Genomic DNA, 17,164 nt, shown 5'->3' on the forward strand with positions numbered 1-17,164 from the left:
AAAATGTACATGATTATTCAAGTGTTAATGTGTACATTTAAACTAGCATTTATATGATAGGAAATCCGAAACGTTTGCCCCAGCTTTTTATACAGTTATAATCGACACCTATAACCTCAGAGAGCTGTAAAATAGTAATACCGTCAAAATGTAGTCTTGCGTCACCTAAACCTAAGCGTTGTGCCTTTATTTTTACAGCATCCACCGAACGTCCAAACTTTTTTGCCATATGCTTGATACTGTATATTCCCCAATACTGTTCCAAATACGCCACTTCTTCTTTCTTCCACAACGTATATCTTGCCACCATTCCGCCTCCTTTTAGTACCTGGATGCCTGACGATCATGATTGATTTTATTTTTTTCGATATACGCGTTGTATATCTCAATAGCTGAAAATCCAAGCGCCGCACCTAAGTACGCCAAGTCATTCATCAAGGTCATGTAGTGTGCCGCAGTCCATAATTTGTTTTCATATAAATCGTTAAACACATCGATAATTTCTGTTTTTGTATCTCCTTTGCTATTACGTACTACAAAGGCATCGATATATTTATTCCATTCACGTTCTAATCCAATCGATAATGCAAAATGTAACGCGTCCACAAATTCCTCTAGCAATGGATTGTAGTACACCTTTTGTAATCGGCTTGTTATTTTCGCTCCAAAACTTATGACCACGCCACACATGAAGTAACTCACTTAACTCGTCACGAAATGATAATTTCTTTTCTTGAAACAAAGACACGTTTTGCAAACTACGTTTTTCCGCAATCTTGTTATCAAGATCTTTTTGAAGCTGGAATAAATGAATGATGTTCATTGTTTTGCACGCTCCCCTTTTTTAAACAAATCTATAAAACTTCTCACCATTCTTTCTACACTGGCACCAGTTAAGGAATTAACAAAAGGTGCAGTTTCTGCGAATTTTAAAGAGTCCTTTTCAGGTATTCCTGCACAAATCAACTTTTCTTTTACAGCTTCAATAATTTTTACTCTTTTCTCATTCTTATTATTGAACTGAGCCTCCACGATCTTTACAGCCTCATCCTTATAGCAATCATGTTTTTCCATGTAGTAATACACTTTTTTCCAGAACTCGTTATCTTTCACTACAGTCATCTCAATCGCCCCCTTCTTATCTAGTAATCACAAAGTTAACAATGGCCGCTACCACCATATAAGAAACAAATAATGAAATAGACTTTTTACGTAAACTTTTAATCTGCTTCCGTAATTCGTTATTTTCTTTCAATACACGCTTTGCGTAATTATCTTTCACTTTCACTTGTGATTTGTATAAATCAACTGCTAACTGCAAATCACGATTTTCTTGCATTACATCTTTTAACTGTTGCTCCGAATTGTCCAAATACACTACCGCCTTTCGTGGCTCACCTTTGGCTACTTTCCTTTTTTGCTTAACCATTTCACGCTTTAATCTTTCCATCTTCCGATCACTTTTCCGATTTTCGTACCCCTTTCCTTGCTGTCTACCACCCACAATCGCACATCCTTCCTACAGCTTTTTATTTTCTTAAATGCTCTAAAAATAGTTTATTGAAATTCTCGTTTTCTAGTTCTTCCAACCTCTTCTGTACACGTTCTAAACGTACTGCCCCCAAACCTAATACTTCTTTTACTGCACGTAATGCTAATGTTCGGCCATCTTTATACGATAAAAGGGATACTTGCTGCACTTCACCCCTGTGAAAACTTTGCCGCTCCCTTGTTTTCTTTCTCTCACGTTCATTCGCCCGGCGTTGTTGGCGGTTCAAGGCGTTCATCATCTTCCCTCCATTTTTTAAAGCAACTGCTGAATAGTAATTCTGCGTACGGATCCTGTGGTGCTGGGTCTAACACACCAATCTTTTTATCTTTTCTTAATGAACTTACTACCCAAACCATGTTGTACGGTTCTCCAGCAATACTTCCTACAATTCTCGCTGGCTTTACACGTGGTAATGCTGTTGCGTGACGCTTTGTAAACATCGATTTACGCGGTCCCTCTCCTCTTCCCACATGCTATTCCTCCCTTTGTTTAAGCCAGGACTCAACACTCATTTTCTCGCCCCATCGATAACCTACACTTCCTTCTGCCTCAATCGGAACTGGAAATCCTGGTACTGGAGGTTGCTCCATAACTTGTTTAATTTGTTTTTCTACTGCAACTACAATTTCCGGATCATCATCTATTTCAAAAATAATTTCATCGTGAATTTGTGCAATCATATCGGCACTACCATGAGCAAGTACGCCTTCTTGTTTACCAATAGATTCATAAATTTCATTTTGTACTTTCTTCATAATGTCAGCGGCGCTACCTTGTACCGGTGTATTTGCTGCTTGTCTCTCAGCTGAGCCACGATCTCTTCTATTCGCACTATTAATGCCAGGTAGTAATCTCATATACCCATAGATTGTTTGTACATAGCCTTGCTCACGTGCTTCTAATACAATTTTGCGCTGATACTCAGGTATGCGTTTATATGCTGTTTTAACGGCATTTACAATCTGTGCACATTCATCTAATGTTTTACGAATTAAGTATTTCGTTTTAAATGTGAACTGCAATGCGTGTTCCGTACCGCCATAAGAAATACCGAAGTTGCCCGCCTTGGCATCTGTACGTTCTTTCTTTACAACTTCATCTTCAGGCTTCCCAGTCATTACAGAAGCTGTTCTACGATGCATATCCCCGCCTGTATTAAATAGCTCCGTCATTACCTCATCGCCTGATTTCCATGCCATTAAGCGAAGTTCGAACCCTGAGAAGTCAATGAAGAATAATATCTTTCCTGGTTTAGGTACAAAGAAGTTTCTTATCTTAAACTCATCATTATCTGGTCTCGGTACGTTTTGTCCGTTCGGATTAAAGCTGTTTAAGCGTCCTGTTTCTGTGAATGGACTGTACCCTGCATGAATCCGTCCACTCATAAAGTTCAAGTACTTTTCACGTCCTATGATGTGCGAAGAAAGTAATGTCGTGTATTTTTGGATTTTCTTCAGCTGATCGATAACCTCCAACGCTTGTTCCTTATAAGGATGTGATTCACGTTTTGCGATACGAATTGCTCCGCGTTCTAGCTTATCTAAAGTAGGATCCTTTTCCGGATCGATATTTCCCCAATTTTCAGGTAATGAAACACCGAGGTATTTTTCCTCGTCGATATCGTTCAGCTTGTTTTCAAGCATAAATGCCATATCGATAAGCGCCTCTTGATCAAGACTCGCACCTGTTTTTCCATACTTTGCTACCGGTATTTTTAAGTAATCAAACATTAAACTTTTCACTTCGTTTGTCTTACCTGATTTACCGGTATTTATATCAATATTGAACGTTTCTTTCGCGATTTGTTTAATACGTTCAGCCGCTTGCTCTTGCATAATTTCCGCTTCTTGTTTCTTTTGCGTTGCAAGGTTTGGATCCCAATTCATTCCCCAATATTCCATAAGGCCGATAACACGTGTGAATGGCATTTCAATCTTATGGAGCCATTCCTCATATCGTGGAATTTGAGCTGCAATTTGAGACCAATATTCGTAATGCTGCACAGCATAATCCGAGTCTTCAGCTGAGTAAAGCAGCCCTTCACCTTTACTCGCATCAATTTCGTCAAAGAAATTGACCCTGTATTTCTTTAATAGGGCTGAAACGTCGTTCATCGTTACACCAAAAATGTGTTTCGTAGCTGGTTTTAAACCCCATCCGCTTGTAGGTTTTTTCGGGTTATTAATCTTTTGAGGTGCTGCGATTTGTAAACACCGTACCCACATAATCAATGGATCTGCCACTTTTCCTAAAATGTATTTACCGTACTTTGCTGCATATTTCGTTTCAAAAGAAAAATTGACCGCAATCTTTAATATCTTTTCATTTTTAAATAGGTATTCATCAAGCAAATCTAGAACCAATTTCCTAGCTTCATCTCTATCCATACTTGGTTCAAATACTTGGCCAACTTTATGTGAGATTGGAACAACTCTTGACTCGTGTGCTGCCGCTGACAGCGATACCGTACAAATTTCACCTTTCCACGGATCCAATGGTGTCTTTAAATACGCTTTTTCTAAGCTCTCACTTCGGCTTTCCGCTTCTTTATCATCGATAATTCCTGTAGTACGTGCTTCTTCTATATCTTCAAACGCCTTTTTATAATGCACTCTAATTTCTTTACTTGCTGCAGTCTCCCAGTCGAATCCTACTTTACCTGTTTGTATACAACGTTCTAAGTATTTCTTTAACTCTGAGACTGTAAGAATCGCTTTATAATCTTTCACTTGCTGCGGTTCCACTTTTGGCCAAACAATATCGAATTGTCCCGGCTTTTTCTTTTTTTCCATCTCTACCGCTAACTTTGATTCTTTTACCGGTATCTGTTTTTTACTACTTGCTAATGTTTTAGGTCTTCCAAATAAACTTCCGAGCTTCATATTTTCACTTCCAGTCATATTTGTAGTGCTTGTCCATATAATTAGTAGTACTCATCTTGTATATGGTCAAAGAGTCCTTTCTTCATGCAATACGCAATGTATGCATTAAAGCGTGGCGTTTTTCGATAGCCACCACTTGTTAAAAGGATCATCCTCATTTTCGCTAATTGATTTACGATTGCTTTCGCTTCTTCTTTATCGATAGACAGCATTGCCTCAACATCACCAAGTCGTAAATATTTCTGCTGAGCGAACAGTTTGATAAACTCGTAGAATTTCATTTCGCCTGTTAACGTATCGATTTTCTTAAGATCTGCCGTAAACTTCTGGTATCTTTCTTCTGTCATTTCTTCCTCTTTTATTGCTAAACGAGCATAGTAATTTAAGCCGCAACCTGGAGCATTGTATAAAGCTTTTAAATACTCCCCAATAAACTCAACGTGTCCCGGCCAAACTTGAATTCTTTCACCTGATTCATCAACTGAATGTGTAAGTGCTGCAAGTGCTACTGCTAAACGAGCCACTTTATTCCGCTGATCTGAAGGAGAAACAAGTGGTATGTCATTCGCATTTCCATATACTTTCGCAAGGTCTGTCGCAACCTCCAGTACTTTATCAATCGTACCGTCTGTAAATAGCACGTCCTCCGGCTTACGTGACCAAGCATATAAGATGTTATTTTTCAAAGTATCCTTCTGTATAATCGATGGATACGTAGCAAGCGTTTGGTTGTACAACTCAGGATCCACATCACTCGCTCTCATAAAAACTGCAAAGTCAAAACGACGTATATCCTCGTTATTGAAAATATCTTTTAAACTTTCTGCGCCTTGAGAGTAATCAGCGAGTCGTTTCCCTTTCGGTACGTTCCCTGACATGATGGCACGTACTCTACAAGGTGTTTCAGCTGTTACAGCTCGTTTTACTTCCAGCTTTCCGTCAGAACGAGCGAGTGTCATTTCACCATAATCATCTTTCGTAATACCTGTATCTTCATCAATCCAAATCATTTCTTTATCAGCTAACGGCCACGCACCCCAAACGATGTACCATGCACCTTGAGCACCTGACTGTTCCATCTTGTACGTTAGACCTGTACGAGACGTACTTTCTGCATTCACTCGTGTTCCAAGTCCTGCATATTTCATTACTTTTTCAATGAGCGCAGACTTACCAGTACCTGTGTCACCTACTATTTTTAATTCCACCCAACCACGTAACGGATTTAAATCCCACGGTACTTTAAAACGTAAAACACTATGAAGTGTTAGCAATACTGCAAGTAGCGTTTCGTCACGTTCTACAATGTGTGTTACGTTGTACGTTAAATCGTTACAAATAGCTCCTAATTTTTGTTCAATCGATTCTGCCGTATAATCAGCCGGCTGAAATGTTGCTAAATCTTCTTTCACTTGTTCATTTAGCTCAAAACTTTCAACCACATCCTGAAGCGGTACCGCACTCTTTACAAGTAGTGTTGACTCCTGATTCTTTGGATGTGGGTATACATAACCTGTTAATTCGTAGTACTTATTCTCACTTACGTTTAGTCCATTTACGGCGTACACTTTTCGTAGTACATAATTCCCTTTATGCTGCTCTTGCTTTTCGTCATCTTCTTCAGCCATCGGGATTACAAGCAACTCTTCAACGTTCATGTTTTCTAAAATATCGGTATTGTATTTCGGACAATTTGGAATGCCTGATATTTCTCGTAAAATGCCTTTTATATTATCGTCACCTACACCTGTCATTTGAATAACTTCCCGATCACTTACGCCCAGGTCTTTATATCCTGTATGTGTATGGATGTCGTATAGAGGGCAATGTACCTTTTTACAACTTTCTCTGCCCCAGCAATGGTACTCAATGTTTTTTGGAATGATGTAAGGCGTATGCTTTTTCCCTGCAACCATGACACGTGTTTTTACAAGCTTTCCAGTAAGATCCGCATTGCCTGTCTCTGCTAGATGAAGTAACTTTGCATTTTCTTCTTCCTCAGCGTTCTTCTTAATGCAGTGACACATATCACCAGCACATGCTACACGTTCATATTCTTTGCTTCCTGGTTTCTTTTCGCCATGTAGCGAACGAATAAACGCACAACCAAATTTGTATGTATTATCACCGCTGTATACCGCATCGATCACACTTCTCGTATTTGCAACACGTTGTTGCTTACCATACTCGTTATCCTCAGATGTAAATTTAAGCACCCAGTCTTCCAGCTCTTTCATTGTTTCTTCTCTCGTGTAACCAGCATCTTTGAAATAACATGCAAGCTGTACTGTTGCCTGGTTTCGGTCACCGTCTTTTTTCCATCCACCATTTAAAATATCAACTACACATGCCGGTGGTTTATCTTTCTTAAACTGGAATTCTTCTTTCGCATACTTACGAGCACTCGTTGCTGCAGCTTGTTCATATTCTTCTGTCTTATTTATTAGTAAATACCCTGTACGAGGTCTGTATTTCATTGCCTTTTTACGTTCTTCTGCCGTATACGGTAAATCGTCAGCATGTCTTGGTGATTTCGCTAAATCTTTAATTTCTTCCAGTGTTAATTTGTTTAACTCATTTACACTAATTTCTGTTTTAAATAGGTTTGTTTTTTGATGCATACTGTTCGGTAAACGAATCATCCGCTTTTCTGTATACACCACAAGGTCTAGTGACGTGAGTCCTAGTCTATGTACTAAGTACCCAGCCATATGTTTGAAGATTTTATGAAGGTCGTTTCTCGGTTCAATACCGAGCGCATCGGAGCTTATTAAGATGTGGAATCCTTTTGATCCAGAAAAGTAAATCCACATATCCGATTCACGAATGTCCATTTCTTTCGTAAAAAATTCCACCAGCTTTATTGCATCCTTTTGGCTGACTGATGGGTCTTCCGCATGGTCAAGGTCAAAATATAGGGGAGCAATAAATGCCTCCCCCTTTACTTTTGTGTCGTTCGCAAATCGTTGAACTGTAGCAAAGCAATTGAAATTGAATGCCTCTCCCGTTTGGAATTGCTTCACTTCAGAGGAAGGGATTCGTTTCCACGGAATGCTTCTACCGTTCTGATTGCTGTACCATGCGTCTACATATTGATACTCACTTGTTTTGTCTTTCTTTTTTGCCATTTGTAGACGCCCTCCTTAATTATTCTGAAGCTTTTTCTGCTTGTTCTGTTTCTTCTACGTTAATTCCGTAATCTTCTGGTTTAAATACACCTACAGGCTGGAAGTCGATACCGATCCACTGGTTACTAGCGTTTGTACGACTTTTACGTTCTGTTGTTACTAAGCGTGTAACAATTTTATTGACACCTAATTTAGACGGAATACCTAGAGCTTTATATTTCCCTGTATACACATTCATCGCAAAACGCCCGAAAATAATTGTGTCTGTTGGGCTAAAGCTCATTAAGTAGATACGAGGGAAGTCTTCTGGGCTTAACGTTGATACTGGAACAACTGACGCCATATAGCGAAGTTGAATATCATCTAATTCATAACGTTCTTCTGCTTGAGGGTTTTCAGCTAGCCATTGATTGAATACAACTTCCGCATCTTCTTTTGTTTTTTCCGCCACGATCAACTGACCATCTTCAGGAGAATCTTGTTTCCCCCATACAGACCAACGTTGCTCACCGTATCCGATTACTACATCAATATTGTCGCCGTACATTACATTTTCATCATCTTTTTCTACGAAATTCCCTTTCTTGTTAACCGTTAACCACTCGCCCATACGGACGAAATCCATATCAAGACCGTTATTCGCTTCAACGAATCCCTGCTTTGTTTCTTCTAAAATTGCTGAAATATAATTGCTGCCATCGTTTCTTTTCGCCACCGTGTTATTTTGTATCACTACTTCATTTTGATTTGTTTCTTGTGTCATTATTTTTTCCTCCCGCGCCCCTGTAGGCCATGTTTTTTCCATGCTTTTCGTTTTGCTTGGCTTTTCTTTTTTCGATAAGTTACTTTTCTGTTATACGAAAACTTGTAATCTTTCGAATCGTATTCCGGAACCTTAACCATTATCGGGATTCCTCGTTGAAGAGATAGACTTTTACCGGATCCTCTTGCAAACACCCTTATCACTTTTTTAACGATTTTTTGACCTGTTTCTTTCAAACCCACTTACTTCACCTCTTTCGCTGAAGCAATTAGTTCTGTGATTTCATAAAGCGCACCCACATATTCGTACTTTTCCATCGTCATCACCCCTTTCACCAAGGCATATCATTTAAGAAGTCAGCCACTGTATCGCGTTCTGTTTTCGGCTTTCTTGGTACCGTTAGCCCGATTCTGCTGTATACTTTCCTACGGCTGTGATATTGGTCCTTAAATACTCCAACATTGTAGTCAACGTAATCGAACCAGTATGCTTCTTTATCCGGATTGTTCCGATCTGGACGCATAATACGCCCAATTTCTTGCTCTACTGATGAACCACTATTACTCTCACGGGAGTCACCACGTTTCGGCATTACCATGTGACCAACTACTAAATGCTGCAGGTCCAGTCCTTCACGCGCTAACTGAGTGGCAAACAAAATATCTACTTCTTTTCGGTCGCAAGCTTCTAAAATGTCTTTACGTTGTTGTTTTGTTACTTGCCATTCACGAATTTCTTTTTCTGAATACTGAGCAACCTTTACCTGCCAACCGTACTTACCTTGCTTTTTATCTACCGCATGACCACTATTGATAAGCTGCTGTGCATGTTTCTCACTTTTTGCTTTTCTCCAGGTGTAGCGACTAATACTTCCGTGTACTACAGCGGTATTAATCTGTTTCCCGTAATACGTATCTCCGTAACGTTCTTTCAATAATTTTTGTACGAGTTGTTGTAAGACAAAACAGTACCGGACAGATTCCGTAATAACTATCGCAGGTCCTAATGGATAATGTTCTACGATACTTTCAGCGATTAGCTTCGCACGTTTCTTATCTGAAATAAGGTGACGAATTAGGTCTGTATAATCGAGATCTTCTCCACCAGCATCTACACTATCAATCTCGTTACGGTTACTTGCCGTCTCGTAATTGAACTCGGTATATACAAATTTCACTTCCGGTTTTATCAATCTCCCAGCTTCATACATTCCGTCTCTGCTAATCTCGTACACTTTTGGACCTACACCGTTGTACATGTAAATTTCCAACCCATCTTTTCGGGAAGGTGTTGCGGTGAGACCAATCATATTCTCAGCGGTTAACATCCCAGCCGTTTCAATGAATTGTATTGCTGGAAAGTGATGGGCTTCATCCACTACTACCGTCCCGATAAAATCATTTAGTGCATCGATTATTTGTGGATTTCGCTGCAAGGTTTGTACTGTAGCAACGATTAGTTTACCGTCTCCCCAGTCATGCACGCCGTCACCGAAAAATCCGATACGACCGATATCAGGCATTGTAGCCTTAGCTCGCTTTGCGGATTGATACATTAAGTCTTTTGTATGCGTAAGCCATAATGCTGCTTTACTCTTTTCGTAAATGTAGCGCATGCCCATTACGGTTTTACCTGAACCAGCCGGTGCTACACCTATTCCGTTTTCTTGCATAAGTGCTTCAACCATCGGTGTCTGGTCCTCTTTTAATACAAACCCGTCATCCCATTCCCCGAAACTAACATCTCGGCCATATGAAATCTGTGAGGTAATAACTTTACTTGGGTCGTAACCTAAGTTTTTCAGTACCTCTTCTAGCTTTGACAAGAAACCTCGAGGCGTAACAATATCGCCTCTGTCATGTACAAACAATTCAAGTTTTGCTTGTACACCCCATGTAGGTCTACGTTGTTTTTTTGCTTTCAAATACGCTGGATTATCAAATGTTAGCGTCTTAGTAATTGCCGCCTTAAGAGGTGTACTAGCACCTCTTATTCGGATGTTGTGTTTTACAAAGATTTGTAGCAAGTGAGCACCTCCGATAGATCGTAAGAAGGTTCATGGTATGTAAGTCTTGGAAGTGGTAAACAGGGAACCGTCTGACTTTGAAATTCTTCAAGTTTTATATGGTTCACGTTTCGTTTTTTCATATGAATAAGAGCTGTAATAAGTCTGAACGCATAAGCCTCGTCAAGCCCTTTGCTATCATTTAGAAAACTGATAAACACTAAACCTAAATTTCTATCAATAATTTGATCAAAATCCCGTAGCCCGAGAATCTGATTCGGTCTCATATAATCTAGTGAAAATCTACGACTCTCTGTACGTTTCATTTCAGCTAATATATTTACTTCAGGTGTTATTACAATCTCGTCACCTGGACGAGTTGCACCTGCACCATCTGCAATTCTCATACGCCATACATTCGGAATTTCTCTCCAGCTTCTTCTGATTTCAGCTTGGAAATCATCCCCACGTTGCTGACGTTCACGCTGTTTATTTCTCATTGCTGTTTGTTTTGGATCCATAGCAACCTCCTATGCCAAAAACTTCAGTAGATTCGCTTGTACATAAGCTTTTGCTTTTACAAGATCCGCTGATTCTTTAGCTGTTTCCCAAGCATCTTTTGTTTGATAAATTTTGATATCAATGGACGCTAACTCTTGCTCTACGTCTGTAAGTTGTTGACGTTCTTCTTTGCTGTAATGCAGGCGGTACGCATCACGTAACGTATCATTCGTGAGAGCCACTTTTTGATCATTCACATAAGCGTATTGGTTACGTCCTTCACCTTGAATTTGCATAAATGCCTCTGCTTCTTTTAGCTCTACTGCAGTTTTCAGCTTCACTTTTTGCTTAATTAGGTCTGCTTTTTTCCCATAAGCTTCTTCACGTGCTTTACCTTTTTCAAGAACATCCTGTACTGCAGCATCAATTTGTTGTAAGGATGCTTGTAATTCAAGTGGATCTAATACTCGAACATAGTCAGTCGGTACTTTCTTGCCTAAAATCTTGGTTACCGCTGCAAGTAGCTTTTCTTTCCCATGCTCCTCTTGTAAACTAAGAATTTCATTATTTAATTCAGTCATTTGCTGGCCCCACCTCACATTGAATTTTTGGTAGTTCTACTACTAACTTTTTAAGCGTCACGTGCTCTTTAACAATTGAGTCAATTGTTATGTTCATCGTTTCTACTCGATCATGTTCCTCTTTGTTGTAACCAGCTACGCTTATCATCAGCGGTGAAAACTCTACTACTACAGCATTCCAATCATGTTTATTATTGCTATAGTTAGGGCGTCCAAATGGGTTACCACTTGTGACCTGTACCGCCGTACCTTCGCCTAGTTCGTTCTCATCAAACTGCGGTTTGTTTACAATCATGTTCGTAATCCCTCCTTTGCTTCCGCTATTTTCGTTAACGCTATTTCTACTACATCAGGATTAATACAATCTGTCTTGGCAATGCTTTCAACAATCGTATTAATATCAACTAGCACATCTTCTCCCGTTTCTGTTTGAATTAATGAAGCAAATTCCTCCATTGCGTAGGCACGCTTCTTCTCCGCTTCAATCCGGCTACAATCAAGTACTTCTTCACCATGTTTTGCACTTTGAAGTGGGATCCGTTCTAAGTCAAAAACTCCTGGTGATTTTACATCAATAAGAAGTACTTGTATCGGTCTATTAATCTCAGCTTCCGAAGCCGATAAACGTGTGATACTACCGATATTCGCAAACACTTTTCCATCCGAACGATTATAAATACCGAAACCTGTATGGTCATGTCCACACAAAACCAAATCCGCAGCTGTTTTTACATCTTGTACTTTTGTGTACCGCTCAAAAGGTGGATCGTGATCTAGTAGCATTCCGTGTGCTACATGTATTTTAGTTGACTCATAATCTTCAGTAACTTCTGGCGAATAACCATAACCAGCTTTATCAATTTGATTACTGTACGGTGTAAATGTTAACTGGACGTGATTACCGTCTTGGTGAAACATATGAGCTTGCCCAGGATCATTAATGACTGTAAGCTGCGGGACAATTAACTCTAGTACTCTAAGGCTTGTCCGTTCATACGTTGCAAGATTATAACCGTAAATATCGTGATTACCAGCTGTTGTATAAATTGGAACTGGACTCTCTTTCAATACCTTTGCGAATTCTAGTAACACGCTTGTTGTAACCTCAGGCCTATCAAACGTATCCCCAGGTTGAATAATTGCTGTCACACCTTTGTATTTAGCTAAAGCAAAAACCTCACGTAATTTTGCAATTAATGCCTCTTTGTAGTTATCCTTACGGTTACGAGGATTGGTACCTCTTATATGTGGATCACCGAAATATAGAAACTTCATACTCTCACCTCTGCTTTTTCGTGCTCTTCGTAAAGTTGTATCTAAGGTAATGCCGCCATCAACAATATGGCGCATTAGTGAAGATTGCTTGATTCTTTTTCTTTAATAACTTCTTTTGTAACTTCACCTGTTTCAAGATTAATTGATACATCGTCGTCTTCTTTGATACCTAAAGTATTTTGAATTTCCATACAAACAGCGTCATGACATTCAAAAACTGGTTTTAATAGTTCCTCAGTTCGCTTTACGTACTTCTCACGAATAGGAGCAATCTCAGCTTTATATTCAGCTTGCAGTTGTTTTTTAATAGCTTTTTCAGCTTCATCCGCAGCTTGTAATTCCTTTAACTGAGCTTCCTTTGCTTTCCCGATAACTTCCTCAGTAATTTTTAAACCTGCAGCATTAGCTAATGCACCTTTTAATGCATTTTTAATTTCGCATTTCATACACATATCCATATCTCCCTTTCTATAAAGCAGTTACTATGCTTTTCCCTTGTTTTTGAGTCACACCAAGTGCTACGTCACCTATCTCAGCCAAGTGAGTACTGTGCGTAATTAAAATGATTTGACGTTTAAATTTTGTACTGTATTCCTTCAAGAAGTACGCCACGTTCGGAGCATATTCTTGACTCACGTGCTTTCCAACCTCATCTAAGAATAATGGGCCTCTTACACCACTAATCTCCCCTACGGCCAATCTGAGCGCTAGACTAACTACGTCCGCTACACCACCGCCGCGATCATAATCAGGTGGCTTTAATTGCGTTCTTACATCTTCAGACTGTAACCAGTACTCTGCCACTGGTTGATTACCTTTTACGGCAATTTCAATTTCAAATCTGTAGTCTTTGTCAAATACAACTGTAAGGGCTGACGTAACAATTTCTTCTATACGACGTTTTGCTTGCTGCCTTGCATAATCACTTGTCTTTTGAAGAAGAATTTGTACTAAATCAAACTCCCCTAGTTGCTCCTCAGCTTTTGCTTTTCTTGCTTCTGCGCTTTTTTGTTGCTTAACTAACAAATCACGTTGACCGATTTTCATTTTCAATTTATCGCTTGCCTGACGGATATCCGCTCTTGCTTTTAGAAGCTCGTACATAAAAATAGCCTCCTTATACCTGCGGGATGAGTCGTTCTACATGCTCCAGGTTTTCTTTAACTGATGTATCAAGCTTATTGATTTCTTCCTGGATCGTTTCAGGCGTTACCCCGTACTGCGCCATTTGTTCAGCGATTTCCGTTAATTGCTTTTCAGCTGAAGATTTTTCCGCCTCTGCTTGGATTTTTGCTGTTTCTGCTTTCTTTAAATTTGCTTTTGCAATTTCAATACGTTGTTTTAATTCCATTACTTATTTCCCCCTTCAAGTTGTTTTGATAGTAAATTTTGTAGCTCTGATTCAAGAAACTTCTTTTGATCTCTTAAACAGGCCAACACAGTTGGTCGGATAGCAAAATCAATAGTCTTTTCTCCTATACTTTCTGATTCACTTACTAATAAATTCTCATTTAATTTTTTATGAAATAGTGAGACTTTTAAAACATTAGATGTATCGTCAAAAGCTTCAATAATCTCATTAATTTCCATTAATGAATTATTCAGCCTCTCAGCTGTTTGTAAAAAATCGCTCATTTTTTCCGTATCAATCACCACTAATCACCCCTCAACGAGAATGTTCAAAAGACATCGGCGATTCGCATAGCGGACAAACTCCACCAGCCTCGTTCCATGTCTCTTCCAATTCCTTTGTGTAATTTTCAATGTACTTTTCATATAGTTCCAATGTGCTTGTACTATGACGTACTCTTTGATGCCAGATCATATAGTTTCGTAACAACTCTTTTAATTCAGCTAAATGAGTGACATTGTTCTCAGCATTTACAATCTGTATTACCACTTCTCTCGGAACATTTAAACGTTCCACACGACTTGTCCAGCTCATGCAATAATTTTGTATATTCTGGTATTTTTGTAAGAGCGCACTCATTTGACTTAGCTGTGTAATACTTGTTTCACATTCTTGTAGTCGATCTGACGCATTACCAGGTACAGATAATCTTTCTACATCCTTACTTGTTTTTTCGTAGCCTTGTTTAACCACGCTATGTTGTACATAGAGTTTCTTTAACTCATCCGTTTTCTTTACTTCCTCTTCAATCACAGCTACATTAATGTTTTCAATTACAGTTAACCTCTCCACCTGTAATTGAGCTTCTTGTAATACTTGACTATACTTCTTATAGTTTTGTGATAAGATAGAAAGCAAAGAATATATTTCTTCGGATCTAGTAGAATCTTGTAACAAGTTACTTACTTCTACTAATCCATCAAATTGTTTTAATGTTTCAGTCAATGTCTTCTTGGCGGTGGACAGTGACTCGTATCTTTTTTGTAAGTCCAGTAGTGTTTGCAGACGCTGCTGGTCTTTTTCTGTTTGTTCAAGTATTTGTATAAGAACCGGTACTTTTGAAAGCCTTTCATACTCAACAAACGCTACACGGAATTTTTCAAACGCTATCTGTTGTTGAGTTTGTAGTTGCTGCAGTACCTCTTTCTTTTTATGCAATTCTTCTGCATGTTCCATCAAACTTTCAGCTGTTTTTAATTGCTGTACTTTATCATCCACATCCAAGTACTCGAGTAAGTTACCCGCTAATCTCTCAATTTCTTTTTCAGCTAGTAACCTCTCTTGCCTTGCTGCGTATGTATCTTTTGAAACACTTTTTACCGCGAGATCGACAGCTTCTGTTCCTGCTAACTTACCTAGAACTTTCGCACCCGATGATGGTGTCTCACTTATTAAGAAAGGTGCTTCAAGCTGGAATGCAAAGTTTAAAGCAGTAACAAAATCCCCAAATGTTTGCTTTGTGATACCGAGCAATTGTTTTACTTCTTCCGGTACCTCTGACTTCTCAAATACACTTCCTGCATCACCTGGATCCGTTTGGATTCTGTACGATGTTTTTCCTTTTCTACGGTGCTTTGAAATAATAATGCCGTTATCCATGTGAATCACTACAGTAGCCTGTCCAACTGATTCGTTTACAAAAGCCTCACCTTGAGGTTCGTTAAATGCTACCCAGCGAACCGCTCGTATTATGGATGTTTTACCACTATCAGATGGTCCAGTAATTACATTTAGCCCATTTCCTAAATTGAAATGACTATTCGTATGTGATTGGAAACCTTCCACGAAAATCTCGTTAATGTTGGCCAACACGTCCACTCCTTTCTGTTAGCTTTAACATGATGTTTACCGCTTGTTCTTCTGAGCCATTCTTGAAGTAATTTTTACTTTCGCAACATACAGCTTTTACGTCTTTTGCTTTTACTAACCGAGTCGCATAAGTCACGTACCGTTGCATGTGTATCACCTCCTTTCAATAATTTAACTTACCTTTACTTCTGTTTTTTTCTTTCTTGTGACCGTTACTTTAACACCTAAATATTTTTCGTAAACTTCTTGAAATAGAACTTCCTTTTTCTCTGTACCGTAGTACTCGTTACGGATGTATAAGCCGGATGTCTTTTTCCCCACACTCCTCAGCCCCCTACAGTTTTTTCTACGTAATGAGGATAATGCTCAAAAAATTCTTCTTCTGGTGGAAATCCCAGTTCAAACGATTGTCTAACTTCTTTTTTACTGGCGTTTTGCAAGTAAGAGGGTAAATAAAAATGTTCCATAGGGAACCCAAGTACAATTGCGATTTGCAAGGCTAATTTCCCACCCGGATCGCGTCTACCAGTCTCTAAATCTGCTATATGACCAGGAGTCACACTAACCTTATCCGCTAGAGCCGCCTGCGACATACGTTTTTTCCCACGTAAATCCGCTAACCAAGTCCTTTTCATATGTCCACCTCCAGACAACCTTTAATGATTTTTATTATACTGGCGTTTTGCAAGTAAGTAAAGTGGTTTTTCAACTTTTTCATAAACACCTACCTACTTTTACTTGCAATATGCGTGTATTTACCATTGTGTAATTGTCCAATAAAGTGTTATCTTATATATAGATAACAACAAAAAAATAAAAAACGTTTTATATATTTTTATAAAATTTATAAAAAATAAAATCGATGAAAAATATAAAAAAGAATTTAACGGGGGTAAAAAGTATGGATATAGGAGCTCAATTAAAATTCTTACGAAATAGACGTGGTTGGACAATGCAAGAAGTCGCAGATCGTATTGGTAAAAATGATTCTACGTATAGTGGATATGAGACAAATAAAAGAAAACCAAATGCTGAAGTTCTTGTACAGCTGGCGGACATATTTGATACTACTACAGACTTTATTTTAGGGAGAACAGAAAATCCAAACGGCCTTAACTTTAATGTAAAAGACTTTTTAGATCAAGGCAGACTTCATTCTGATGGGGTAGAAATTACGGATGAGCAAGCTGAAATTGCTAATGTTTTATTAAGACAACTCCTACAAAGAAAGCAGCAATAAGTAAAAAAGGATTAGCC

Annotated in this window: 23 protein-coding genes and 1 pseudogene; 1 reads left to right on the forward strand and 23 read right to left on the reverse strand. The window is 38.9% G+C overall.

Features of this window, described 5'->3' with window-relative positions:
- Positions 1-49: 49 nt before the first annotated feature.
- The 23 genes and pseudogenes from ACODS7_RS18270 to ACODS7_RS18380 form a co-directional block, all read right to left on the reverse strand.
- The gene (locus ACODS7_RS18270; protein ID WP_243168687.1) at positions 50-307 is read right to left on the reverse strand and encodes a hypothetical protein; all 258 of its coding nucleotides are present in this window, start codon (positions 305-307) and stop codon (positions 50-52) included.
- A 14-nt stretch (positions 308-321) separates the two neighbouring features.
- Positions 322-823, reverse strand: a pseudogene (locus ACODS7_RS18275) (dUTP diphosphatase).
- Complete coding sequence (locus tag ACODS7_RS18280) at positions 820-1,122, reverse strand: hypothetical protein (RefSeq protein ID WP_243168690.1); 303 nt, start codon at positions 1,120-1,122, stop codon at positions 820-822. The pseudogene ACODS7_RS18275 and the gene ACODS7_RS18280 overlap by 4 nt, the downstream one beginning before the upstream one ends.
- A 16-nt stretch (positions 1,123-1,138) precedes the next feature.
- Positions 1,139-1,504 (reverse strand): hypothetical protein, encoded by a 366-nt coding sequence (locus ACODS7_RS18285; protein ID WP_243168691.1) that lies wholly within the window; start codon positions 1,502-1,504, stop codon positions 1,139-1,141.
- Between the two features lie 25 nt (positions 1,505-1,529).
- On the reverse strand, positions 1,530-1,787 hold the full coding sequence (locus tag ACODS7_RS18290) for a hypothetical protein (protein WP_243168692.1): 258 nt from the start codon (positions 1,785-1,787) through the stop codon (positions 1,530-1,532).
- Positions 1,750-2,022, reverse strand: coding sequence for a hypothetical protein (locus ACODS7_RS18295; RefSeq protein ID WP_243168693.1), 273 nt, complete (start codon positions 2,020-2,022; stop codon positions 1,750-1,752). The genes ACODS7_RS18290 and ACODS7_RS18295 overlap by 38 nt, the downstream gene beginning before the upstream one ends.
- Before the next feature lie 3 nt (positions 2,023-2,025).
- Positions 2,026-4,452 carry a bifunctional 3'-5' exonuclease/DNA polymerase gene (locus tag ACODS7_RS18300; RefSeq protein WP_308448044.1) on the reverse strand — a complete coding sequence of 809 codons (2,427 nt, stop codon included), beginning with the start codon at positions 4,450-4,452 and terminating at the stop codon, positions 2,026-2,028.
- A 23-nt stretch (positions 4,453-4,475) separates the two neighbouring features.
- Positions 4,476-7,562, reverse strand: a complete 3,087-nt coding sequence (locus ACODS7_RS18305; protein WP_098368718.1) for a DNA primase small subunit domain-containing protein — start codon at positions 7,560-7,562, stop codon at positions 4,476-4,478.
- A gap of 19 nt (positions 7,563-7,581) precedes the next feature.
- Positions 7,582-8,325: a hypothetical protein gene (locus ACODS7_RS18310; RefSeq protein WP_243168695.1), complete on the reverse strand. Its 744-nt coding sequence runs from the start codon at positions 8,323-8,325 to the stop codon at positions 7,582-7,584.
- Positions 8,325-8,567 carry a hypothetical protein gene (locus ACODS7_RS18315; RefSeq protein ID WP_243168696.1) on the reverse strand — a complete coding sequence of 81 codons (243 nt, stop codon included), beginning with the start codon at positions 8,565-8,567 and terminating at the stop codon, positions 8,325-8,327. Before ACODS7_RS18315 ends, ACODS7_RS18310 begins: the two co-directional genes overlap by 1 nt.
- A gap of 89 nt (positions 8,568-8,656) precedes the next feature.
- Positions 8,657-10,249 (reverse strand): DEAD/DEAH box helicase, encoded by a 1,593-nt coding sequence (locus ACODS7_RS18320; RefSeq protein ID WP_243168711.1) that lies wholly within the window; start codon positions 10,247-10,249, stop codon positions 8,657-8,659.
- A gap of 83 nt (positions 10,250-10,332) precedes the next feature.
- Complete coding sequence (locus tag ACODS7_RS18325) at positions 10,333-10,851, reverse strand: M48 family metalloprotease (RefSeq protein ID WP_000371313.1); 519 nt, start codon at positions 10,849-10,851, stop codon at positions 10,333-10,335.
- 9 nt (positions 10,852-10,860) lie between these two features.
- Complete coding sequence (locus ACODS7_RS18330) at positions 10,861-11,412, reverse strand: hypothetical protein (protein ID WP_243168697.1); 552 nt, start codon at positions 11,410-11,412, stop codon at positions 10,861-10,863.
- Positions 11,405-11,707, reverse strand: coding sequence for a hypothetical protein (locus ACODS7_RS18335; protein ID WP_243168698.1), 303 nt, complete (start codon positions 11,705-11,707; stop codon positions 11,405-11,407). The genes ACODS7_RS18330 and ACODS7_RS18335 overlap by 8 nt, the downstream gene beginning before the upstream one ends.
- Positions 11,704-12,762 (reverse strand): metallophosphoesterase family protein, encoded by a 1,059-nt coding sequence (locus ACODS7_RS18340; RefSeq protein ID WP_243168699.1) that lies wholly within the window; start codon positions 12,760-12,762, stop codon positions 11,704-11,706. The genes ACODS7_RS18335 and ACODS7_RS18340 overlap by 4 nt, the downstream gene beginning before the upstream one ends.
- The gene (locus ACODS7_RS18345) at positions 12,762-13,139 is read right to left on the reverse strand and encodes a hypothetical protein (protein WP_243168700.1); all 378 of its coding nucleotides are present in this window, start codon (positions 13,137-13,139) and stop codon (positions 12,762-12,764) included. The genes ACODS7_RS18340 and ACODS7_RS18345 overlap by 1 nt, the downstream gene beginning before the upstream one ends.
- A 16-nt stretch (positions 13,140-13,155) precedes the next feature.
- Positions 13,156-13,791, reverse strand: a complete 636-nt coding sequence (locus ACODS7_RS18350; RefSeq protein WP_000273132.1) for a chromosome segregation ATPase — start codon at positions 13,789-13,791, stop codon at positions 13,156-13,158.
- A gap of 13 nt (positions 13,792-13,804) precedes the next feature.
- Positions 13,805-14,038, reverse strand: coding sequence for a hypothetical protein (locus tag ACODS7_RS18355; protein ID WP_000421150.1), 234 nt, complete (start codon positions 14,036-14,038; stop codon positions 13,805-13,807).
- A complete protein-coding gene (locus ACODS7_RS18360) occupies positions 14,038-14,340 on the reverse strand; it encodes a hypothetical protein (protein WP_042597767.1) in 303 nt (100 codons plus the stop codon). Before ACODS7_RS18360 ends, ACODS7_RS18355 begins: the two co-directional genes overlap by 1 nt.
- Before the next feature lie 13 nt (positions 14,341-14,353).
- Complete coding sequence (locus ACODS7_RS18365; RefSeq protein ID WP_243168701.1) at positions 14,354-15,910, reverse strand: AAA family ATPase; 1,557 nt, start codon at positions 15,908-15,910, stop codon at positions 14,354-14,356.
- Positions 15,894-16,055, reverse strand: a complete 162-nt coding sequence (locus tag ACODS7_RS18370; protein WP_172452005.1) for a hypothetical protein — start codon at positions 16,053-16,055, stop codon at positions 15,894-15,896. The genes ACODS7_RS18365 and ACODS7_RS18370 overlap by 17 nt, the downstream gene beginning before the upstream one ends.
- A gap of 23 nt (positions 16,056-16,078) precedes the next feature.
- Positions 16,079-16,228 (reverse strand): hypothetical protein, encoded by a 150-nt coding sequence (locus ACODS7_RS18375; protein WP_243168702.1) that lies wholly within the window; start codon positions 16,226-16,228, stop codon positions 16,079-16,081.
- 5 nt (positions 16,229-16,233) lie between these two features.
- On the reverse strand, positions 16,234-16,542 hold the full coding sequence (locus ACODS7_RS18380) for a helix-turn-helix transcriptional regulator (protein ID WP_243168703.1): 309 nt from the start codon (positions 16,540-16,542) through the stop codon (positions 16,234-16,236).
- A gap of 266 nt (positions 16,543-16,808) precedes the next feature.
- On the opposite strand from ACODS7_RS18380, the gene ACODS7_RS18385 reads away from it, so the two are divergent.
- Positions 16,809-17,147 carry a helix-turn-helix domain-containing protein gene (locus ACODS7_RS18385; protein WP_098430480.1) on the forward strand — a complete coding sequence of 113 codons (339 nt, stop codon included), beginning with the start codon at positions 16,809-16,811 and terminating at the stop codon, positions 17,145-17,147.
- Positions 17,148-17,164 lie beyond the last annotated feature (17 nt).

Source organism: Bacillus sp. FG16 (assembly GCF_057809515.1).